The following is a 23,118-nucleotide window of genomic DNA, read 5'->3' on the forward strand; positions in this document are numbered from 1 at the left end:
TCTCCTTTAGCCAAAACTACCCTGAATGTACTTTTCAGTAATTTCACCTTGGGGATTGGTGAAAATATTGGTAGTCGTATCATACTCAAGGGCATGTCCTAAGTGAAAGAAAGCAGTATATTCACTAATTCTCGAAGCCTGCTGCATATTGTGCGTAACCATCACCATCGTATATTTTTTTCGTAATTGTTTCAGTGTATCTTCAAGCTTAGCTGTTGAAACAGGGTCTAGCGCACTTGCTGGCTCATCCAAGAGTAAAATTTCAGGTTTTAGAGCGATAGCCCTAGCAATACACAAACGCTGCTGTTGGCCACCTGAAAGGGCTAAGGCACTTTTATCAAGTTTGTCCTTAACTTCATCCCATAAAGCAGCAGCCCGTAAACTTTCTTCAACTATTTGGTCTAGTTTTTTCTTATCTTGTTGGCCATTGGCTTTTAGTGCATAAACTATGTTTTCTTTAATTGATTTAGGAAACGGATTTGGTTTTTGAAATACCATTCCTATTGCCTTGCGGAGCTCATACACATTGATTTTCTTCTGGTTGACGTCAAGATTATGAAACATAATCTTACCGTCAACACGGGCAACGCGATCGTTCATCCGGTTAAGTGATCTCAAAAATGTTGATTTACCCGATCCAGAAGCTCCTATTAAAGCAGTAATCGTATTTTTCTTGAAACCTAAGTTTACATCAAAGAGCTTTTGGGTTGTTCCCCCATAGAAAACACTTAAGTCTTGTGTATAAATTGCACATTCATCATCACTAAAGGTCTTAATATAGGTCTTTTTGCTTTCCCATTTTTCCATATAATTATCCCTATTTTATTTTAGCAGCAGTCAAACGGTTATATAACCAGTTGCCTAAAGCACGAGCACCAAAATTGAAAATAATAACTACAATAACCAATAAAGCGGAAGTTGCAGCCGAAACAACTGTCACGTCAGGAATAATCCCTTCAGTATTAACTTTCCAAATGTGAACCGCCAGGGTTTCCGCCGGACGCATTACATTTAAAAAACTAGTTGGACTAAACATATTCCAGTTTGAATAATCAACTGTTGATCCACTTTGCCCAGCAGTGTAAATTAGTGCGGCAGCCTCACCAAAAACCCTTCCTGCACTGAGGATAACCCCAGTGATGATTCCCGGAAGTGCCGCTGGAATTACAATTCCGCGAATTGTCTTCCAGTTGGATAGACCTAATGCCCAGCCAGCTTCACGCTGTGTTTGCGGAACACCTTTAATTGCTTCCTCAATATTACTGGTTAAAATTGGTAAGTTGAAAAATGTTAAAGCTAATGCTCCGGCAATAATTGAAAATCCTAGTCCAAATTGAACTACAAATAACAAATAGCCAAATAAACCAACTACGATTGATGGCAATGAACTAAGAATTTCAATTGTTGTCCTGATTAACTGTGTTAGCCAATTATCAGCGGCATATTCAGCCAAGTAAATTGCTGCTCCAAGGGCAATTGGTAACGAGATGATTAGGGTCAACAAAAGCAGATAAAGTGAATTAAACAGTTGATCCCGAATTCCGCCACCAGCTTCAAAAGAAGAAGAAACCGAAGTCAAAAAATGCCAGGATAAGTGCGGAACACCGGAAACTAAGATATTGCCGATAATCCCAACTAAAAGTAGAACTACTATTCCTACTAGCAAATAAATTATGCCAGTAGCGATGCGATCATTTCTTTTTGGATTCATAATGCTACTAACTCTTCTTTCCAATTAAATGCACTAGTAAGTTGAATACTAGCGACATAGCTAACAATAGCAATGCCAAAGACCATAAAGCATTATTCGGCAAAGTACCCATTACCGTATTACCCATTTGACTGGTCAGCTGACTGGTTAGTGTTGCTGCTGGACTGACTAGGTTATACGGCATCAAAACCGCATTTCCGATTGCCATTTGGACAGCTAGTGCTTCACCAAAGGCTCTGGCCATTCCAAAAATAATTGCTGTCATAATCCGAGCGCGCGCTGCCCGTAAAACAACATGGAAAATTGTTTGCCATCTAGTTGCGCCTAAAGCCGCTGATGACTTGCGCAGCTCTTTAGGAACCGCCTTAAAAGCATCAACTGTTAGCGAAGTGATTGTTGGCAACACCATTACAAAGAGAATTAATGTAGCCGTTAAAATACCAAACCCGGTTCCGCCAAAAACGGTTCTAACTGCTGGAACTACGACTGTCAGTCCCAAAAAGCCATAAACAACCGACGGTATACCAACAAGTAATTCCATTACTGACTGAAGTAAGTTAGAACGTTTGCCAGCTTCATATTCAATCATAAATAAAGCCACGGCAATTGCAAATGGTGTAGCAATTAAGGCAGCTAGAAGAGTTACTGCAAACGAAGTAACAATCATTGCTGCAGCACCAACATGATTAGGACCAGCGCTTGGGTTCCAATCAGTGGAAAATAAAAAGGTGAAAATACTTACTTTATCAGTAAAAAAAGTAGCTAAGCCGTGCATACCAACAAAGCCAATAATAGCAACAATCAAAGCACCTATTAAAACAATGGCTAAAGCAGTAAGTCCCTTACCCCAACGTTCTTGTCTTGTTTCCTTTGATGGTTTAGTTAGCCTTGCAATATCAATGCTGTGAGGATCAATCCCTTTGAATTTGACATGAGGCACTTTTTGTTGAGCAATAGCTTGTTCAACGACCTTTTGCAAATCTTGTTCTTTTTTAGCCATACTAATTACCTATTTTCGTCACTTTATTTTGACTATCACGCGTAACTTTCATTTCATGAATGCTGAGATAACCAATTTTGGGAACTAGATCCTTTTGGACCTTTTTACTAAGCACATATTTAATAAAAGCGGCTGTTGCCTTATTGGGTTTTCCCTTCGTATACATGTGTTCATAAGACCATAAGGGCCACTTATTAGTGGGAATATTCTCATTTACTGGCTGAACATGATTAATGCTTAGCTTTTGAATATTGGGATCATTTGCATAAGGAAAAGAAATGTAGGAGATTGTTCCTGGTGTTGAACTAACAATTTTCTTAACTGTACCGTTAGAATCCTGTTCTTGCGAATTAACAGCTTCTTTGCCCTTCAGAATTAGATCCTCAAAGGTAGTCCTAGTGCCACTACCACGTGAACGATTAATTACGATTATTGGCATGTTTTTCCCACCAACTTGACGCCAGTTTTTAATTTTTCCTGTGAAAATAGCGGCTAATTGTTTATCAGAAAGGTTTTTGACCCCTACACCTTTGTTGGCAATCGGGACAATTCCAACTATAGCAACCGGATAATCTCTAAGTTTCTTTTCGTCGATGCCTTTTTGTGTTTCAGCATAAACATCTGAAGTACCTACTTCAACGGCTCCAGCCTGAACCTGACTTAATCCGGTTCCAGAACCACCACCTTGAACAACAATATTACTGTCAAGATGAGCTAAATGATAGTCGTTTCCTGCTTGTTCAATTAGAGGCTGCAGCGCACTTGAACCAACGATTGTAATCTTCTGCCTGTTCTGACTGCAACCAACTAAAAAAAGCGGTACAAACAAAAGAAGGGCCAGCAATTTGCCCAAATTTCTTTTACACATCATAATTTCCTCAATTAGATAATTGGATTATGCTTTAGTTTAACAAATCTTCTGCAATTGATAAATAATAAATGTTCAAAAAGTCTACAAAAAAAGCAACTTAGCCACGTAAGCAAGTTGCTTTTATTTTTTGTATTAAACCAAATTTAATGGATCAAGCTTAATCCCAGGGCCAAAGGTTGCAGCAACTGCAACACTCTTAATGTATTGTCCCTTAGCAGCTGATGGACGTGCACGTACAATGACGTCACGAAGGGCATCAAAGTTTTCGATTAATTGTTCATCAGTAAATGAAACTTTACCGATGGCTGCATGAATGGCTGCTTGACGGTCAACACGGTATTCAACCTGACCAGCTTTAACATTCTTAATCGCTTTTTCAATATCCATTGTAACAGTACCGGTCTTAGGGTTTGGCATTAAGCCCTTTGGTCCTAAGACACGACCTAAGCGACCAACTTTTGCCATCATTGTTGGCGTTGCAACAACAACATCAAAATCTAAGTAACCATTTTGAACTTTTTCAACTAACTCATCTGAGCCAACTTCGTCTGCACCAGCAGCCTTAGCTTCTTCAGCTTGTGGACCTTCAGCAAAGACAATAACTTTTTGAGTCTTACCAGTGCCGTTTGGCAAAACAAGCGAGCCACGAATTTGTTGGTCAGCTTGCTTTGGATCAACACTCAAGTTGTATGAAACTTCAACTGAAGCATCAAAGCCAGCATATGAAGTTTCTTTAACCAACTTAATGGCTTCGGCAACAGAATATAATTTCTTTGAATCTACTTTTTTAGCAGCTTCTAAATATTTTTTACCATGCTTTGGCATGTGATTTCCTCCTTAATATGTGGTCAAACGAGCTTCAAGCTCTCCCACCTAAATTGTTATAAATAACAGGATTAGTCTTTGACTTCGATACCCATGCTCTTAGCAGTACCTTCGATCATCCGCATAGCAGCTTCGATATCAGCAGCGTTAAGGTCTTTCATCTTAGTTTCTGCGATTTCCTTAACTTGATCCTTAGTTACCTTACCAACTTTCTTGGTATTAGGTTCACCGGATGCCTTGTCAATCTTAGCAGCTTGCTTCAAAAGAACTGGAGCTGGTGGAGTCTTTGTAATGAACTCGAATGAACGATCTTCATATACTGTAATGACTACAGGGATAATCATGCCTTTTTGGTCAGCAGTTCTAGCATTGAAGTCTTTTGTAAAGCCAACAATATTAATACCTGCTTGACCTAAAGCAGGACCAACTGGAGGAGCGGGTGTTGCAGCACCAGCTGGTATTTGTAATTTTACAACGTTAATAACTTTTTTTGCCACGGTCAAAACCTCCTTGATTCCGTGCGTGGTTAAAATGGAAAAGTTACCTACTTTTCCTCCCACAATAATAAAAGTACCCTAATATGGTACCATCGTTTAGTTAGATTTGCAATAACTGACTAATTCTTAACTAATTTTCTTTACCTGATCATAATCAAGCTCAGTTGTAGTGGCACGGCCAAACATGTCAACCGAAACAAATAGCTTGTAGCGGTCAGGTTGAACTTCGGTAATCTTTCCTTCAACACCGTTAAAAGCACCGTCAATGATTGTAACTGTTTCACCAATTTCAAAATTGATTTGGGGACGTTTAGCAGGCTCGCCTTGTTGACGCAAAAGTCGATTGACTTCCTCTTCAAGCAGTGGCGAAGGCTTTGAACCACCACCATGCGAGCCAACAAAACCAGTAACGTTCGGCGTATTACGAACAACAAACCAACTTTCGTCGGTCATGACCATTTCAACGAGAACATAACCAGGAAAAATCTTTTCTTCAACTTCTTTTTTCTTGTCGTTAACTTTCTCGATCTTTTCTTGTTCTGGAACCATCACACGAAAGATGTAGTCTTGCATCCCCATGCTTTGAGCTCGAGAAAGTAAATCTGATCTGACCTTGTCTTCATATCCTGAATAGGTATGAAGCACGTACCATTGTTTTTTTGTTGTTTCAACCATTACTAAATTTCTCCTTTTATTTTGGCAAACAAAAAAACCTCCAAGTAAGAGGTCCTTTTCTAACTCATTATATTATATCACGAATAAAAAAACATTTCTATTTACATAACTATCTGCGTTAAACTGCTAAATAATAGGTCCAGTAAACCAAGATACAAAGCAAATAAAATTGAAGTTGTAATCACCGTTCCGGTATCGTGGCGATTCTGCTTGGCGGTTGGCCAAGTTACCAATCGCATTTCTTGAGCTACGCTCTTAAAGAACTTAATCAATTATTTCTTACCTCGTTTCCTTGTGTAAAGTCATCTTTCCGCAATGCTTACAAAATTTTTTTAATTCAAGCCGCTGAGTGCGATTCTTGCTTGCGGTGATTGAATAGTTACGCGAGCCGCAGATACTGCAGGCTAGAGACGCTTTTTTCACTGCCATAATCTCACTTCCAAACTATTGTATTTTAGCAAAAAAAGCCAGTTTAGGCAATGACTTGCTTTTTTAAGTTATCAAAATTTGAATTCTCAAAAAATAAAAAGCAGCTACGGTTATATGCAACTGCTTTTTTAGTAATCAATCTATATGCGTGATTACCGGACGTAGAACAATGTAAAGTCGGATTTACTTTTTAAGATTTTCATTTACAAAAGATTTGATTTTGTCGTCGGAATCATCTAAGAACGGAAGCATGTCTTCTTCCGTTTTAATGGTATCTCTACCGTTTTTTTCCATAAAATAATCCCAAAGTGCATCTCTAACTGGAAGATCAGAATCGCTCCAGTCAAATACTTCTTTCATGTGACGATCTAACAATGCAGTTTTAAATTCTTCAGTCATCTTAACTACCTCCTAAAAATAATTCTACATAGTTAATTATAACTCTCTTTAGCTTTTTCAACTTATACATAGGCTATTTCGACAGTACACTTCTCATTTTGCGAAATAAGCGCGCTCGTGCCCTTGCAAGAGCCAATTGACTAATTTTTAGCCGTTTCATTACTTCATCGCTTTGATAGACTCCTAAAACAATTAACAAAGCCATGTTTTCCATTTGAGATAAATTGCTAACTAATTCTTCCAGACTTTCACTCATTGGAATTTCTGATGTGATCGAGCAAGAATTACATAATGGTCTTAATCCACATTCCACCGCAGATTCTAGTGAAACCGACTGCGAAAGTGCTTTTCTTCTGTAAGCTGTCTCATACCTAACTAGACTCTTAGCATGATTTAGCAATCGCGTTTTATAATAACTAGAAAACTTACCTTTAGCTTGGTCAAAATTCATAACTGCAGCATAGCAAATAATCATGGCGTCTTGATCCCAGTCTTGGCTATCATAACTGCGCACATAATATTTGCGCTTAACACTATTAATTAACGGCCGATATAAATTACACAGGTTTTTGAGTGCATCCGTTTTTCCTGCTTTGATTTGCTCAATATATCCACTTTCCAGATCAGCTGTTAATTGAGAATTATTCACTCTTTTCGCTCCCTTTCAGTGCTTTTAAAAAGCACTCAGAGTGCAGAATACAAAGCTTGGTTGTCTCAAAATATCGAACCCGCGTTCAATCTACGCAATGCAAATTTTGTGTTTTCTTGGTAAAAACATAATGTTCATTATGTCTAAATGCCCATTTTTCAAAAAAATTATAAAAATTTGGTACACAAAAAATCACTTTGACCTTTTATACAATTCAAAGTGATTCGTGATTTTTATTTAATAGGATTACGACTATTTAACATCTGATAAAGTAATACCCCTGTTGCGACACTCGCGTTAAGTGACTGGACGTGCCCCACCATTGGCAAAGTCAGCATTTGATCCATCTGTTCTTTAAGTAAACGCGAAATACCTTTACCCTCGTTACCAATAACTAAAACTGTTTTGCCATTACTATCCCACTTACGGTAATCGATGCCCTTCATATCAGTACCAAAAAGCCAGTAGCCCCGTTTTTTTAATTCATTACTTGTTTGTACCAAATTGTTAACTCGAGCAACCGGAACGTGATCAATTGCTCCAGTCGATGTTTTAGCAACAACTGAAGTCAAACCAGTGGCATGACGTTTAGGTATAATAATCGCATCAACACCTGTAGCATCAGCGGTTCTTAATATTGAACCTAAGTTATGCGGATCTTCGATTGAATCAAGCATTAATAAAAAGGGTTGTTTTTCTTCCTGGTCAAACTTGTCTAATAAATTCTCCAAATTAGCATATTCAAAACTAGCTACCGTCAAAACTAGTCCCTGATGATTGCCTCCTTGAACAAGACGGTCCAGTTTGTTTTTGGGAACAGCCTGAACAACCAGCCCTTTCTTTTTAGCTAAGCCATAAACTTCATTAGCAAAACTTTCTTGAACACCTTGTTGCAAAAAAATCTTGTTAATTCGCTCCGCTTCTTGCGTGCTCAAAAAATCAAGCCCGGCATGCTTGCCAAAGACAAAGTCACTATCATTCGAAGTCATATTCATCAAGATCTCCTTTTTCAACAGCAATAATGCACCATTGCGTTAATTCAGCAATGCGTTCTTTTTTGTTTAGCAACTCCAAATAACCCCACACTGCTTCAAAACCTGTGGATAACTGATAGGTTGCTAAGCTGGTATTTTTAGCTTTGGTATGAGTTTTCGAATTACGCCCGCGGCGAAACGTAGCTACTTCATCATCAGTTAGCAAGTTCTCATTTTGTAATTTAGTTATCAGAGCAGCCTGAGCTTTTGCGGAAACATAGTGTGTCGCCTGCCTTTGCAAAACCTGCGGTTTGACAATACCACATTTGATTAAATGCCGCCTGATGAAAATTTCGTATACTGCATCACCTAGATAAGCCAAAGTTTGCCCATTTAAGGTATCAGGATTTACTTTTTGTTCAACTAATTCTTTATGTTTATTCACGTACCCACCTTGTTCCTTGTGGAGTATCCTCTACAATAATTCCCAGTTCTTTTAACTGGTCGCGAAGCTCATCGCTTTTTGCCCAATCTTTATTTTTACGTGCTTCTTCGCGTTGCTTAATAAGCATAATCACTTCTTCATCATCTTGAACTTTATCTTGCGTCGTTAATTTACTAAGATTGATACCAAAAATCTCTAGCCATTTACCCAGTAACTCGCGAACATGTTTTAGGGCATCATCGTCAGCAAAACGCTCATTGGTATTAGCGTTAACTACTGGTAATAAATCATAAATAGCTGTTAAAGCATTTTGAACGTTAAAATCATCATCCATAGCAGCAATAAAGTCTTTTTCAGTTTTAGTAATTGCCGCTCTAAGCTCAGAAGATTCTTTACTATCCTGGTCATTAGTTAGACGATAATCAAGATTATTCACTGTATTTTTGAAACGTTGCAGAATATTGGCCGCTTGTTCAAGATTTTCCCTGGAATAATTAATTGGTCGGCGATATTGAACGTTTGCCATAAAAAAGCGCAATACTTGCGGGTCAATTTCTTTTAGCAAGTTGTGTACCGTTATAAAGTTATGTAGCGACTTCGACATTTTTTCCTGCGTCGCACCAACCGTTACAAAGCCGTTATGCATCCAATAGTGGACAAATTCCTTACCGGTAGCGGCTTCACTTTGGGCAATTTCATTCTCATGATGCGGAAATTCCAAATCCTGACCTCCACCATGAATATCAATGGTATCACCTAAGTACTTAGTCGCCATTACTGAACATTCAATATGCCAGCCGGGACGGCCTTTACCCCAAGGCGAATTCCAAGCGATTTCATCAGGTTGCTTTTGTTTTTTCCACAGGGCAAAATCAATCGGATCTTCTTTACGTTTTTGCTCTTCGTCATTGATATGTTCTGAGGCACCTTCTTCAAGTTCAGCAACATTCTTATTGCTAAGTTCACCATAGTTCGCAAATTTCTTAGTACGATAATATACATCACCGTTAGATTCGTACGCATAATCTTGTTCGATGAGTTTTTTAATGAACTTAATAATCGACGTAATCTCGTTTGTTGCCCGCGGGTTCAAAGTTGCCGGTTCAATATTTAAAGCCGCTGTATCCTCTTGAAATGCCTTAATGTAACGCTCAGCCAGTTCTGGCACCGTGATCTTCTCAGAACGCGCTTCATTAATCATTTTGTCATCAACATCAGTAAAGTTCGATACAAAGTTGACCTGGTAGCCTTTGTATTCAAAATAGCGCCGAATAGTGTCGAAAGCAATTACGCTGCGCGCATTACCTATATGAATGTAGTTGTAGACTGTGGGACCACAGACATACATCGTTATTTTTCCAGGATTAATTGGATGAAATTCTTCTTTAGTTCTAGTCAAAGTATTATATATTTTCACGGCGGCTTGCTTGCCTTTCTATAAAACATTTACTTCCATTTTAACAGAAAGTCGCGCATATTCTAGCAGCGGCTAAGGGAAAATAACGGATCGTGAAAGACGAATCTTGCCTGTTAACCCCATCTGTAAAAAATGATCCTAATAATTAACCTAACATTTTAATAAGGTATTTTCTCAATAATTTACTTAATTGGTTGTTGCTTTCGAGTATGGTATGAGCCCCGAAATTGTTTCAACTTCGGGGCTCATCTTACTTAAACAATTTATTTTGGGATCGGAATCTTATTCTTAGCAATACGGTGAATAACTTTGAGAAGTAGCTGACGCGATAAAATTTCAATGGCTTACCCTAAGCAGATTCGTATTTGCTTTACTTCTAAGAAATTTATTTAAGGTTGCTGCTTTGAACCTAATTATTAATAATTTCCACATTAAACAATTAAAAGGCGACTTTGCCTGAATTATGTCTAGCGCTCAAATCATCGCGGAACTATCACATATGGCTACATTCTCATGATGTAACAATTACTGTAATTCCCCAGCTAATTGAAACTATTTGTTCAATTTCGATTTTAACACTACTAAGTCAGCCTTAACGATAGAGCATATTTATGGCATATTTAATGCGTCCAAATACTTCTTTAGATATTTTTGCTCCAAAGGGATTATTTTTCTAAAGAAACCTCGCTAACATGATAATTTTTAATATAATATCCTGTCAACTCTTGTAAACGATTCATATCCTCAAATGGAATACCAGTGATTGCAGTTCCTCTCCTTGCTGAAGAACTTCCTAATATTAAGCGACGTTAAAATTATCATTGAAATATATTTTACGGACTAAATTTCCTTCTTTTCCTTTGTACGGATTAATCAATTTAAAGAGGGCTGGTAATTCAATAGACAATTTTCCTGATTTTTCGTTAAATTTAACTATTTTTGTATAATGAAGCTAGTTCATAGCTTTTCCAATTATCAATAGGGTTAAGAAATAATTAAATATAAAAGAAAGAACTAGTGTTTAGTATTAGTCCTTTCTTTTTATTTGCACAACTATTATGACCTTGAAGCACTACTTTATTTCAATTAACTTGTTATTTTCTAGTACCCAATGCTGAAAGCCCAAGTCTTTTGCCCGTTGATAATTAATGTGATGCGAAATCATTATGACCGTTTTATCAATATTAGCAAGCATTTTTTCTACTTGTAATGCATTTGCTGGATCAAGATTGGCATCTATTTCATCGGCTAAAATTATTTGCCGGTCAAACACTAAGGCACGAGCAATTTCCAATCGCTCGCACTGTCCACCTGATAAGTTGTTGCCATTGTCTTTGCAGACATACTTTAAAGGTTGACTGCCAAGTTCCTGATCAAGGCCTACCTTCTTTAAGCATGTTAATAACAGCTCATCAGGGAAATTTAGACCTAAACTTAAATTGAAACGAATCGTTTCATTAAAAATATAAGGGTTTTGCTGAATTAAGGCAAAGTAAGCAGGATTGACCTTAAATTGATCTTGACCATTGACGCGATAGACAAGATGTCCTTCTACTGGATGCAAAGTTCCCATGATTAAGTTAAAAATGGTGCTTTTGCCGGCTCCCGAGGCGCCAGTTAACAAAATTTTATCACCCTGATTGATTATAAACTGAGCTTGATCAAGAATCGTTTTCTTTCCAAAAGAAAACTGTATCCCCTTGCCTGTTATTTTATTTATTGTTAACCTATTTCTTGCAGTTTGTGGCTTTTCTTCAACAATTCGTTTAGAAAGAACATCATTAATTGATTTCCTGAGCGCAACCGTTGTTTTAACCGTTGCAAAATCGTTAATTGCTTCTCTTAATGGCTGCATGACCTGCCCACTAGCTAAGTAAATAGATAAAATAATTGAAGAAGTCACGTTTTGCTGGTTGACCATTAAGTAAAAGCCAAAGCAAATCGGTAAAAACAATGCGATCAGCGAGCAAAGCCATGAAATTATTTGAACGTTCATTCTACTATTATTCAAGGATTGGTAGGAACGCTCTGTTGCAGCCAACTGCTCGTTGATTTTACGATCAATTGGCTCAAAGGCGCCATAACGCAAAATTGTCTCCCTACCGCCCAGTAAATCACGCATCTTTTCAACAAATTTACCATTATTTTTCGACCAAACGGCTGAGCGTACTGATAGCAGTGGCTGAAAAATCCTCGGTACAAATAATTGAGGCAGTGCAAAAGCAATAAAGACAATGCCTAAAATCACATTAAGTCGCAAAATAAAAATTGTTGAAAAAAGTGACATACATAGATCGGCAATTACTTCAACCAACAAATTAAAATAATTTGTTTCAATTAATTTAAAGTCGTTAATTAAAGCTGAAAGTTCCGTATTAGTATCAATTCTTTCAAAAGTGGCCTTTTTTATATAGTCAGATTTGAGTTGTATATTAAGTAAATAAATGATTCGGTTTTGAATTCGATTAAGTAACCAAATTGCAAGGTAAACCACAGAATAAGCTAAAATTGAAATACAAACGAACTGAATAAATTTTTCAACTGAACTATTTTGAGTAAAATTCGGCAAGTAACCAATAACAGCTGAATTCACCACACCTTCAAAAGAGCTTGCCAATAAGGTAATAGATAGGAGGATAAGCAAACTTTTAGGAATAATTGCGATCATCTTTTTAATTCTCATTATTGATTTCCTTCAATAATACACATTAAATTTATTTTCATTATATTTTAATATTTTTAATAATATACTTGACTTTTATATAAAAGTCAAACAATATTGTAAATATTTCTCTTTCTCTGACAAAATGTATCGCAATATAATATTTTATATATATCAGCAATATACAATCAGGCTATATTAGATAAATTTTTAATTAAAAATAGTCTAGCTTTTCCCCTAGACTATTTAGACTTTATTATTTGTTTCATCTCGGCGGGCTTGATTTTCTGCAACTTGGGCAATGTTACTTGGCTTTAACTCAATTCCGTAAACGAACTTTACTTCGCTACTTTTAACATAAGCGTCGCCAACGTCAATTTTTTCGCTAACCTCTGGCTGAGTTGCACAGAATTGATGGCAGAGCAAAGGCGAACTATTTTATGGCAAACAAGCGGTTAATTAATGTCAGTACAAAACAAAATTACTGCTAAAACGCAAAAGCACACCACTTCTTTTCGAGATGATGTGCTTTTATTTCTACCAAAATATAGTATTTATAAGCCGTTTTCACTCATTTGCTTCAAGGTTAATTCCAAGTGTTGCATAACTCTCTTCTTACCCAAAAGTTCCATAGCTTCGCCAATACCAGGGCCAACCATTGATCTGGTTGTAGCAATTCTGATTGGCATAAATAAACGTCTACCCTTGATACCAGTCACTTGCCTGGTTGCTTGAACCGCATTCATGATTTGCGGTGAAGTAAAGCGCGGAATCAAGTCAATTTGCTTCTTGAATTCCTCAATTACTGGTCTGGCTTCGTCCTTACGGATTTCGTCAATTTCTTCTTCATTCAAATCTTTTGGCGCATCAAAGAAAATCTTGGCTAAGTCAACGATTTGCTTAGTGTAAGACATTTGTACTGAATAAATGTTAACCAACTGACGAACCCATTCCATCTTCTCAGGATTAGGATCTTTTTCAACCATTCCTTCTTCTTGAAGGTTATTAAGAGCCAAGTCGAGCAAAGTATCTCGATCAGCTTGTTTGATGTACTGATTATTAATCCATTCCAGTTTCTTGCGGTCAAATGCAGCCGGCGACTTGGATAAGCGAGCTGGATCAAATTGCTTGATTAGTTCACGTTGTGAATAAATCTCGTTTTCGCCAACTGGTGACCAGCCGAGCAAAGTAATGAAGTTAAACATGGCTTCTGGCAGATAACCAAGATCACGATACTGCTCAATGAACTGTAAAATCGAATCATCTTTTTCACGCTTGGAGAGCTTTTTACCAGTTTCCGCGTTAATAATCAAAGTCATGTGCCCAAATTTTGGTGGTTGCCAGCCAAGTGCTTCATAAACCGCCAATTGCTTTGGCGTGTTAGAAACATGGTCATCCCCACGCAAAACATGAGTGATTTCCATCAGGTGATCGTCTACAACCACTGCAAAATTATATGTAGGCATCCCATCACGTTTTTGAATGACAAAGTCGCCACCAATAGTATCAGATTCAAAGCTCAAATGACCTTTGACGATATCTTCCCAAGAATATGTTTCCATTTCCGGAATGTGGATTCGAACTACTGGCTTTAAACCTTTTGCCTTGGCCTCTTCTTGTTTTTGAGCAATTTCATCGGCAGTCAGACCTTCATATTCATAAGTGTAGTGCGGGGCAATACCCATTGCGCGTTGTTCTTCACGTTGCTCTTCAAGTTCTTCTTCAGTCTTATAAGAGTAATAAGCCTTACCTTCATCAATCAGTTGTTGGATATACTTATTATAGATATCTTTACGTTCAGATTGACGGTATGGTCCAAAATCGCCACCCTTATCCGGACCTTCATCCCAGTCAATGCCAAGCCAGCGAAGGTTATCCATCTGTGACTTTGATCCGCCTTCAACATTACGCTTTTGATCGGTGTCCTCGATTCTTAAGACGAAGACGCCCTTGTTATGACGTGCGAATAAATAGTTAAATAATGCCGTACGCGCATTACCAATATGTAAGTGTCCTGTTGGACTTGGAGCATATCTTACCCGAATTTTCTGTTTTGCCAAAATCCATGCCTCTTTCAAAAGTAAATATCAATATTTTTAGTTTAACTGTTGCGCCCTAAAAGTTCAATGCTTCTAACCCAAAACCAATTTCAACGCTTGGGGAATACTCGAAACAGGGATAACCTCTATTTCTAGATTGTTAAAACTTGATCGCATATTATGCTGCGGTATAAAAATGCGCTTAAAACCTGTTTTAGCAGCTTCTTTAATTCGGGCGTCAATCTGGTTAACACGCCGCACCTCACCAGTTAAACCCACTTCACCAACAAAGCAGTCAGTTGGTAAGATTTCTTGGTTTTTATAACTAGATGCAATTGCCATTACCACCGCTAAATCAACCGCTGGCTCATTCAACCGAATACCACCGGTTGCCGTTAGATAGACGTCTTGATTTTGCAACATGAGATTACCCCGTTTTTCAAGAACAGCCAGTAGTAGACCCGCACGATTAAAGTCAATTCCTGAAGTGGTCCTTTTAGCGTAACCAAAAGCAGTAGGTGTTACCAGTGCTTGAAGTTCAGCCAATATCGGTCTAGTTCCTTCAAGCGAAACGGCAATTGAAGAACCAGTGGAGTTTGGCAGACGCTCATCTAGAAAAATTGCTGAAGGGTTGGTAACTTCTTGGAGTCCCTTATTAACCATTTCAAACATGCCAATTTCGTTAGCGGCTCCGAAACGATTTTTCACCGAGTGCAAAATACGGTACGCATGATGTTCATCACCTTCAAAATATAATACAGTATCTACCATGTGTTCCAAAATTTTAGGACCAGCAATAGCGCCCTCTTTAGTAACGTGTCCAATTACAAAAACCGTAATTGCATCCATCTTGGCAATTTTCATCAGTTCGCTAGTAACTTCGCGAACTTGCGAAGCCGAGCCAGTCATTGAATCAAGACTTGGCTCATTCATGGTTTGAATTGAATCAATAACCACAAAATCTGGCTTGATAGTATCGATTTGCTGACGAATATCCTCCATGTCAGTTTCAGGATATAGCAACATATCGTTAGCGGACAAGCCCAGACGATCAGCGCGAAGTTTAATTTGGTTGGCCGATTCTTCGCCCGAAACATATAAAACCCTATGATTCATGGAAAGCTCACTCATGATTTGAAGCATTAAAGTCGATTTACCAATTCCCGGGTCGCCCCCAATTAAAACCAGTGAACCCGGTACAATTCCACCACCAAGTACGCGATTTAACTCTCCCATACTTGTTTGGACGCGCTCTTCTTTTTCCGCCTTAACTTCTTCGAGCTTAACTGGCTCGTTAACCCCGGTTTTTTTAATTAAGCGACTAGGACTGCCTTTAGTTGAATGTGCTGAAACTGTCTCAGTTTCCTTTTCAAACTGATTCCATGCACCGCAATTAGGACAGCGACCTAAATAACTGGCGGAAATATAACCACATGAGTGGCATTTATATTTTGTCTTGGTTTTAGCCATTTAGTCCTCCTTTAAATTGGTTGAACCAAATCCGTTAGCTCTTTGTCGACTAACCGGAAGATCGTTATCAGTTTTTTGGTATTGCATAAAAATGCCTTGTGCAATTCGCTCGCCCTTATTAATTTTTATTGGTCTTACACCGTAATTAATAATTTGCACAAAAAGTTCACCTTCATTACCAGGATTATTGTAATAATCTGAGTCAACAACACCTATTCCGTTTGGTAAACATAAGTTGCGCTTAAAGGTATTTGATGAGCGATTAGCTAAAAGCAAAAATTCGTTGTCTGGCATATATGCCTTAATTCCAGTTGGTACTAAAAAGGGCTTTAGTACCTTCTCAGCCATATCATAATCTAACTCATACAGTTGGTGTCCGTTTCTAATTAGACGAAAAATGCGAACAAAATTTAAACGCCAAATACTCGGAATAATAATGTCTTCTGCAGCCTCAAGATCGTAACCTGCACTTGCAAGGGTCTGTCTTTTTGGCAAAGTAATATTTTTATTCTGATATTTTGATACTATTTCAAAGCCCCGTGTCTTAGTCATTTTTTCTCCTTTAAATCACTAAAGACTATTTTACAATAGTTTGCAGGTTTTATTTATAATCTTCTATAATAAAATATGTAAAAAACTATTTCTATTTTTTTGAGGAAAAATTATGTTTAATATTGACGACCCGCACCAATTTTTTCAAATGGATGATGATAATGGTGTAATGCAATGCCGCTGGACCATGGACAAAATTGAACGCGCGGACGGTGAAGTGTGGCTGATGAGTCACATGTTTATCAACCCAGATGCAAATAAAGATCAAATATTAGCTCAAGAAATGAATACATTGTTGTTTATTGCCCAAGAATCAAAAATTCCAGTCTGGCCCACAGACCCAATGGTTATCGATTATTTTAATAAACACGCTGAATTTAGTAAAATTTGGTATCATAAGCCCGCTTCAGAATAAATAAGGCTATTTAGTATACTACTTAAATTACCTTTTAACTAGTTTAATGCGCAAATGAAAAATACTTTAGCTAATTTAGCCCAAGTCTAATAGACTACTTTAAAAAGATAGTCTAAAATGGTAGTTATTAACTAAAGGAGGAATTATTTTATGACCAAAGAAATCACAAATAAAGCCATTGCAGAATATACCGCTGACTTAGCAAAACACCCAGGCTTTAACATTGCCAGTCATGCTGCTCAAGAAAATGGCATTTTTAAGGCAAGCCAAAACATTCAATCGAGAATCGATTTGACGCCGGCATTTTCTATTGAAATTGAAACGGGTAAACCAGCTGATCAAAAACAATCCGGTCGTTGCTGGATGTTTTCTGCTTTAAACACTATGCGTCACCCACTACAAAAGGAATACAAAGTTAAGGATTTTGAATTATCTCAAAACTACACTAATTTTTGGGACAAATTTGAGAAATCTAACTGGTTCTTTGAAAATGTTATTGCTTCTGCAGATAAACCACTTGGCGACCGTAAAGTCAGCTTTTTGTTTGCGACCCCGCAACAAGATGGTGGTCAATGGGACATGCTTTGTGGCTTAATCGAAAAATACGGGATTGTTCCTAAATCAGTTTATCCAGAAACTGCAAACGCAACTAATTCTAGTGCTTTAAATGACACATTGAACACTCTTTTGCGTAAAGACGCTTTAGAACTACGCGATTTAGTAAACAGTGGCAAATCAGAAGACGAAGTTGAAGCTCGCAAGAACGAATTTTTAAATGATGTGTTCCGTATTTTGGCAGTTTCCCTTGGTGTTCCACCAAAGAAATTTGACTTTGAATATAAAGATGATGACGGCAATTATCACCGCGAAGCTGGAATTACACCTAAAGAGTTCTTTGACAAGTATGTTGGTATGAACTTAGAAGATCACGTTTCAATTATCAATTCACCTACTGACGACAAGCCTTATCACCAAGTTTTCTCAGTTGAATACCTAGGTAACGTTGTTGGTGGTCGACAAGTTCGTCACCTCAACTTGAAGATTGATGACATGAAAGACTTAATCATCAAGCAATTGAAAGCTGGCGAAGTTGTTTGGTTTGGTTCAAATGTTGGTAAGGATTCTGAAAGACAACTCGGTCTTCTTGACACTAATATTTACAAACGCGATGAATTATTTGATGTTGACTTTTCCATGACCAAGGCTGACAAACTTGATTCTGGTGAAAGCTTGATGGATCACGCCATGGTTATCACTGGTGTTGATATTGTCGACGACAAGCCAACTAAATGGAAGATTGAAAACTCATGGGGTGATAAACCTGGTTTCAAAGGTTACTTCATCATGAGTGATTCATGGTTTGATGCATTTGTTTATCAAGCTGTTATCAATAAGAAGTTTTTACCGGAAGACATGAAACAAGAGTTTGATGAAGGTGCCAAAAACCCAATTCAATTGCTACCTTGGGATCCAATGGGTTCTTTAGCATTTAAATAAGCTGTTTAAGCAAATAAAGAAACTGCGCTACATTACGTAACGCAGTTTTTTGTTATTGCGAAATTACTAGTTAAGCCAGCCCCACATTTTGAGCAAAGCGCAAAAAGGCTTCTTGACCAATTTCTGTCTGTTTAAAAACGCCAGCATCTTCTAAAACGCGTGCAAAAACTTGCCCTATTTCATTTTGTAAAATCTGATCAACGTTTTCGGAAGTTAGCGACTGTTTTGCTTTAATTTTTTGCGCCCATTTGAGGTGTATCCGAGCAATTTCATTGGGTTGGTCTAAAAGAAACTTTTTAACTTCAAGCATTTCAGACTCAAGACGAGGCGGTAAAATTGCTAAACCCATTACTTCAATTAGACCAATATTTTCTTTTTTAATATGTTGCACATCGGGATGAGGATGAAAAATACCATCGGGATAAGTAGCTGAGGTTTGATTATCACGCAAAACAAGATCCAATTCATAAAAATCATTTTGTTTACGCGCAATTGGTGTAATTGTATGGTGCTTCTCACCATTAGTAACTGCACGAACCTCAACCTGTTCATCAGTATAATTTTGCCAAGATTTAAGGATCTTTTCTGCTAAATCAACCATTTGACTTTGGCTTTGACTGCGCAAACGGATTACCGATAAAGGCCATTTAACAATACCTGCTTCGACTTGACTAAAACCAGTAAATTGAAGTTTGGTCGTAAGCGGTGCCTTATCCATTGGAAAACGATGTCTCCCTCCTTGATAATGCTCATGAGTCAGAATTGAACCGCCAACAATTGGTAAATCAGCATTACTACCCGCAAAATAGCCGGGAAACTGGTCAACAATCTGGAGCAGATTTTTGAAAGTCTCACGATTAATTTTCATCTGTTCATGCTTAGCAGAAAGAAAAATACAGTGTTCATTAAAATAGGCATAAGGCGAATATTGAAAACCCCATTCTTCATGATTAAGATCAAATCTGATAATGCGATGATTCTTGCGTGCTGGATAGTTAATCCTTCCTAAGTAACCTTCATTTTCCATACACAGTTGACACAGTGGATAACCAGTAGGCTTTTGTTTCTTGGCGGCGGCAATTTCTTTAGGATCTTTTTCCGGTTTTGACAAATTAATAGTAATTTCTAAATCACCATACTGACTAGGTGCTTTGAAATAAATGTTCTTGGCAATAGCTTGCGTCTTGATGTAGTCGCTTCGCTTGCTTAATTCGTAAAAATCGGCAATTGCTTGTTCAGGTGAACGGTGATAGGTTTGCCAAAAGCGTTGGTTAACAATGCTCGGTCTTGGAACTATCAGATCCATTAATTCAGCTCCAATAAGATCACGTTCAGCATTGGTTTTTAAAGAATGACCATGATCTTGGGCAATTTGCACCAATTGATCTTTTAAAGCTAAAAGATTAGATTGTGTCGTCTTGACCGTCAACGCATCATCGCCTACCAGGGCTAAAATCCAATTACGTAAATAAATTCGGTCTAGTTCAGTGTAATCACTGAAGTTTATAATCTGCGTAACAAAAGTTTCAACTAAATTGTGTTCATCCATAACAAGTTCCTATATGGTAATTATTCCAGCACTTTTGTGCCGTCTGCAGTTTCAGCTAAATAAAATGAAGGCTGATAACCAATTTTTTCCTGATATACCTGAGTCATTTTTTCTCTAAACGCGGCAACCTTTTCTTTATTTACCAAGGCTATGGCGCAGCCACCAAAACCAGCTCCAGTCATGCGAGCGCCTAATACACCGGGCAGTTGCCAAGCAGTATGAGCAAGTGTATCAAGCTCTGGGCCAGTGACTTCATAATCATATTCAAGTGAAACATGCGATGAATTCATTAATCGGCCAAACTGAGCTAAATTTTCTTTTTGTAATGCTTGTTCAGCCGCTAAAGTACGTTGATTTTCCCATACGGCGTGCCTGCAGCGCTTGAGCAGGGTTTCATTTGGCAACAGAAAACTGTATTCATCAAAAGTCTGGACGTCTAAATCACCTAGCGAACGAACTTTAAGTTTCGTTTGGATAGCCTTTAGGCCTGTTTCGCATTCTCTTCGGCGTTCATTATACTTAGAATCGGATAATTCACGTCTTTTGTTAGTATTCATGATAACAATTACATTATCCTTTAGTTTCAGCGGTACCATTTTATACTGAAGCGTATTCGTGTCTAACAAAATTGCTTGATCTTTTTGCCCCATCGCAACGGCGAACTGGTCCATAATACCTGAATTTACTCCAATAAATTCATTCTCGGTTTTTACACCTAATTTAACGAGCTCTAAACGTTCAAGAGCTAGGTTAAACTGATCATTCATGATCACACCAATTAGCATTTCCAAGGCAGCTGAAGAGGATAAGCCAGCACCGTCGGGAATATTACCACTCAGATAAATATTCAGTCCGTGAGTAATATTAGCACCACTCTTACGCAAAAAATAAATCATACCCTTGGCATAGTTAACCCATGAGTCTTCTTTTGCATATTGTAATTGAGCTAGATCTATTCTAACAACTCCAAGATCCGGAAAACTAGTAGAATAAAAATTAAATTGCTGATCAGAACGTGGACTTACCGCACCATATATTCCCAAAGAAATTGCGCAAGGAAAAACATGTCCTCCATTATAATCGGTATGCTCACCGATAAGATTAATTCGTCCTGGTGAAAAATAGCACCTTGTCGGGCGCTCCTGATAGGTTTTTACAAACTCAGCTTTTAAATCTTCAATCTTCATTGTTTCCACTCTTTTTCTTAAAGCGTTACCATTTTTGTTTTTATTATACTTTTTTCTAAAAAACTGAACAAGTGTGATACTGACTCACTATGTTATTTGTTACTATAAGAACGCAAAAAGCCGCTATTAGCGGCTTTTTTTACCAAATATGTAATAAACGGTCAGATTGTAGTTTATTCAAATTAAACTGGTGAACATGTTGCTGTTTACTCGGCGGATATTCCTCAGCAAAATCCGCTAAATTAATTAATCCAGTTGAGTATGTCCAAACCCCTTTAACTTTTTTAATTGGATCCAGCATTTCGTTTCGGACTGGATAAGCGGAAATTAAAAAATGTTTGTGATGAAACTTAAAAGCAAAATATGGAAGTCGAAATTCTTCAATAATTTCTTTCTTAGTTTTACCAATTGTCACCACATTTCGATAAGTTCCATATTTCTCAGTAAAGCGATCATTAAACGAAAAATAGAAATTTGAAATGTGAACATGAGGAAAGTCTTCTTCATCAACTTGATCAGGAACAGCAACTACATGAGCAAAATGATCCAAATCACTTTCTTTTTGTATTAATGCCCTACCTAATTGATTAGGACTAATAACACGAGCCCACTCAGGAATTTGAACATTAGCCTGATAGCTAAGATACATTTGTTTAACTACTTCAGGCTTAACCCAATCATAGTGCCTGCGAATCTCGTTACGGTTTAACAAATTTTGCAGGTTTTTATGATACATTAAATCAACAATAAAACACTCGTAGTGATACTGTTCAACCCACTGCTGATAGTGATCAATGCTCTCTTCAACGATGTGAGTACTATCGACAATTACGGTTTCACCACGTTTCATTTTTTCTTCTACGAGGTAATCCACCATTTTTTCCGTTTGCTCATTAGCATAACGCGGAATAACTTGATGTAAGCAATCGGAATCTTCTTCATAATAGTAAGTTAAGTTCGCCAATAATAACCTTATCTGATCACGGCTGATCGCGTAAGGCTGTAAGTGATGACGAGCAATAAAAGAAGATTTTCCGGAGCCGGGTGCGCCTCGTAATAAAAATATTTTACGCATACCTATTCTCCAAACTAAGAATGTAAAACTCTATTTAATATCGTATTAAATTTTAACATACATCTGGAAAATTCTTCACGATTAACTGAAAAGTGGATGAAAAATCAGCATAAAATTTGTTTTTCAATGATCTGTAACTGGCTGTCCATTATATAAACAATTGGTTGGGCATTCGGCACTTCAAGATTAACAATTTCATTATCATTAATCTGTTCAATTTGTTTAATTAATGCGCGTAAACTTGAGCCATGCGCAACTACTAACTGGTCTTCGCCTTTTAATAAACGGTTGGCAATCTGATTATAATAATAGACCAACAGCCGTTTTTGAGTTTGGTATAAACTCTCAGCATTAGGCAAACAACGATAGTCAAAATTGTCGTAACATAGCGCCTTTATTCTTTCACCCGCAGGCGGAATAGCATAAAAGCCGCGACGCCACTCTCTTACTTGTTTTTCACCAAAAATCGAGCGAGAACTGTCTTTATTAATACCCCGTAATTTACCATAATGACGTTCATTTAATCGCCAGGTTTTAGTTATAGGCAAATATAAAAAATGACAAATTTCAGCAACAATATTAGCTGTAATAATTGCTCGCTGCAAAGTCGAAGTATGAATATGCGTCGGTTCAAAATCACTGATTTCATTAATTAACTGTCCTGCTGACTTAGCTTGAGTTCTACCTTTAGCAGTTAGTGCAACATCATCCCAGCCAGTGTATATATTTAGTGAATTAGCAGTGCTTTCACCATGTCTAAGTAACACTAACTTTACCATT

24 protein-coding genes are annotated in these 23,118 nt (G+C 37.6%); 2 read left to right on the forward strand and 22 right to left on the reverse strand.

What is annotated here, in order from left to right; translation table 11 throughout:
• Positions 1–6: 6 nt before the first annotated feature.
• From pstB to AC2JF9_RS07450, 18 genes are all read right to left on the reverse strand, one after another.
• On the reverse strand, positions 7–807 hold the full coding sequence (gene pstB, locus AC2JF9_RS07365; protein ID WP_500726525.1) for a phosphate ABC transporter ATP-binding protein PstB: 801 nt from the start codon (positions 805–807) through the stop codon (positions 7–9).
• 10 nt (positions 808–817) lie between these two features.
• On the reverse strand, positions 818–1,711 hold the full coding sequence (pstA, locus tag AC2JF9_RS07370; RefSeq protein ID WP_500726526.1) for a phosphate ABC transporter permease PstA: 894 nt from the start codon (positions 1,709–1,711) through the stop codon (positions 818–820).
• Between the two features lie 7 nt (positions 1,712–1,718).
• A complete protein-coding gene (pstC, locus tag AC2JF9_RS07375; RefSeq protein WP_500726528.1) occupies positions 1,719–2,711 on the reverse strand; it encodes a phosphate ABC transporter permease subunit PstC in 993 nt (330 codons plus the stop codon).
• Position 2,712: 1 nt separating this feature from the next.
• Positions 2,713–3,579 (reverse strand): phosphate ABC transporter substrate-binding protein, encoded by an 867-nt coding sequence (locus AC2JF9_RS07380; protein WP_500726596.1) that lies wholly within the window; start codon positions 3,577–3,579, stop codon positions 2,713–2,715.
• 135 nt (positions 3,580–3,714) lie between these two features.
• Positions 3,715–4,407, reverse strand: coding sequence for a 50S ribosomal protein L1 (gene rplA / locus AC2JF9_RS07385; protein WP_500726530.1), 693 nt, complete (start codon positions 4,405–4,407; stop codon positions 3,715–3,717).
• 71 nt (positions 4,408–4,478) lie between these two features.
• Positions 4,479–4,904 (reverse strand): 50S ribosomal protein L11, encoded by a 426-nt coding sequence (gene rplK, locus AC2JF9_RS07390; RefSeq protein ID WP_500726531.1) that lies wholly within the window; start codon positions 4,902–4,904, stop codon positions 4,479–4,481.
• Between the two features lie 126 nt (positions 4,905–5,030).
• Positions 5,031–5,579: a transcription termination/antitermination protein NusG gene (gene nusG, locus AC2JF9_RS07395; protein WP_500726533.1), complete on the reverse strand. Its 549-nt coding sequence runs from the start codon at positions 5,577–5,579 to the stop codon at positions 5,031–5,033.
• A gap of 101 nt (positions 5,580–5,680) precedes the next feature.
• Positions 5,681–5,851 (reverse strand): preprotein translocase subunit SecE, encoded by a 171-nt coding sequence (gene secE / locus AC2JF9_RS07400; RefSeq protein WP_500726535.1) that lies wholly within the window; start codon positions 5,849–5,851, stop codon positions 5,681–5,683.
• Between the two features lie 7 nt (positions 5,852–5,858).
• Positions 5,859–6,008 (reverse strand): 50S ribosomal protein L33, encoded by a 150-nt coding sequence (gene rpmG / locus AC2JF9_RS07405; RefSeq protein WP_084619582.1) that lies wholly within the window; start codon positions 6,006–6,008, stop codon positions 5,859–5,861.
• 183 nt (positions 6,009–6,191) lie between these two features.
• Positions 6,192–6,407, reverse strand: coding sequence for a P8 family protein (locus AC2JF9_RS07410; RefSeq protein WP_500726537.1), 216 nt, complete (start codon positions 6,405–6,407; stop codon positions 6,192–6,194).
• Positions 6,408–6,480: 73 nt separating this feature from the next.
• Positions 6,481–7,056: a sigma factor gene (locus AC2JF9_RS07415; RefSeq protein ID WP_500726539.1), complete on the reverse strand. Its 576-nt coding sequence runs from the start codon at positions 7,054–7,056 to the stop codon at positions 6,481–6,483.
• 233 nt (positions 7,057–7,289) lie between these two features.
• Entirely contained in the window at positions 7,290–8,045 is a 756-nt protein-coding gene (gene rlmB, locus AC2JF9_RS07420) for a 23S rRNA (guanosine(2251)-2'-O)-methyltransferase RlmB (RefSeq protein ID WP_500726598.1), read from the reverse strand.
• Positions 8,032–8,475, reverse strand: a complete 444-nt coding sequence (locus AC2JF9_RS07425; RefSeq protein WP_500726540.1) for a Mini-ribonuclease 3 — start codon at positions 8,473–8,475, stop codon at positions 8,032–8,034. The genes rlmB and AC2JF9_RS07425 overlap by 14 nt, the downstream gene beginning before the upstream one ends.
• A complete protein-coding gene (gene cysS / locus AC2JF9_RS07430; protein ID WP_500726542.1) occupies positions 8,468–9,892 on the reverse strand; it encodes a cysteine--tRNA ligase in 1,425 nt (474 codons plus the stop codon). Before cysS ends, AC2JF9_RS07425 begins: the two co-directional genes overlap by 8 nt.
• 1,072 nt (positions 9,893–10,964) lie before the next feature.
• Positions 10,965–12,575 (reverse strand): ATP-binding cassette domain-containing protein, encoded by a 1,611-nt coding sequence (locus AC2JF9_RS07435; protein ID WP_500726544.1) that lies wholly within the window; start codon positions 12,573–12,575, stop codon positions 10,965–10,967.
• Between the two features lie 533 nt (positions 12,576–13,108).
• A complete protein-coding gene (gene gltX, locus AC2JF9_RS07440) occupies positions 13,109–14,614 on the reverse strand; it encodes a glutamate--tRNA ligase (protein ID WP_500726546.1) in 1,506 nt (501 codons plus the stop codon).
• A 72-nt stretch (positions 14,615–14,686) separates the two neighbouring features.
• Complete coding sequence (radA, locus tag AC2JF9_RS07445) at positions 14,687–16,063, reverse strand: DNA repair protein RadA (RefSeq protein ID WP_500726548.1); 1,377 nt, start codon at positions 16,061–16,063, stop codon at positions 14,687–14,689.
• Positions 16,064–16,615, reverse strand: a complete 552-nt coding sequence (locus AC2JF9_RS07450; protein ID WP_500726550.1) for a dCTP deaminase/dUTPase family protein — start codon at positions 16,613–16,615, stop codon at positions 16,064–16,066.
• Positions 16,616–16,727: 112 nt separating this feature from the next.
• Between AC2JF9_RS07450 and AC2JF9_RS07455 the strand changes: the two genes are divergently transcribed.
• Positions 16,728–17,030, forward strand: coding sequence for a hypothetical protein (locus tag AC2JF9_RS07455; RefSeq protein ID WP_500726552.1), 303 nt, complete (start codon positions 16,728–16,730; stop codon positions 17,028–17,030).
• 150 nt (positions 17,031–17,180) lie between these two features.
• Positions 17,181–18,527, forward strand: a complete 1,347-nt coding sequence (gene pepC / locus AC2JF9_RS07460) for an aminopeptidase C (RefSeq protein ID WP_500726554.1) — start codon at positions 17,181–17,183, stop codon at positions 18,525–18,527.
• Positions 18,528–18,597: 70 nt separating this feature from the next.
• Here the strand turns inward: pepC and galT are convergent, their stop codons facing one another.
• The 4 genes from galT to AC2JF9_RS07480 form a co-directional block, all read right to left on the reverse strand.
• Complete coding sequence (galT, locus tag AC2JF9_RS07465) at positions 18,598–20,076, reverse strand: UDP-glucose--hexose-1-phosphate uridylyltransferase (RefSeq protein WP_500726556.1); 1,479 nt, start codon at positions 20,074–20,076, stop codon at positions 18,598–18,600.
• 20 nt (positions 20,077–20,096) lie between these two features.
• Positions 20,097–21,263: a galactokinase gene (locus AC2JF9_RS07470; protein ID WP_500726558.1), complete on the reverse strand. Its 1,167-nt coding sequence runs from the start codon at positions 21,261–21,263 to the stop codon at positions 20,097–20,099.
• 139 nt (positions 21,264–21,402) lie between these two features.
• Entirely contained in the window at positions 21,403–22,338 is a 936-nt protein-coding gene (locus tag AC2JF9_RS07475; protein ID WP_500726560.1) for an AAA family ATPase, read from the reverse strand.
• Positions 22,339–22,442: 104 nt separating this feature from the next.
• Entirely contained in the window at positions 22,443–23,117 is a 675-nt protein-coding gene (locus AC2JF9_RS07480; protein WP_500726562.1) for a 2,3-bisphosphoglycerate-dependent phosphoglycerate mutase, read from the reverse strand.
• Between the last annotated feature and the right edge of the window lies 1 nt (position 23,118).

It is taken from the genome of Lactobacillus sp. C449L, from assembly GCF_059900815.1.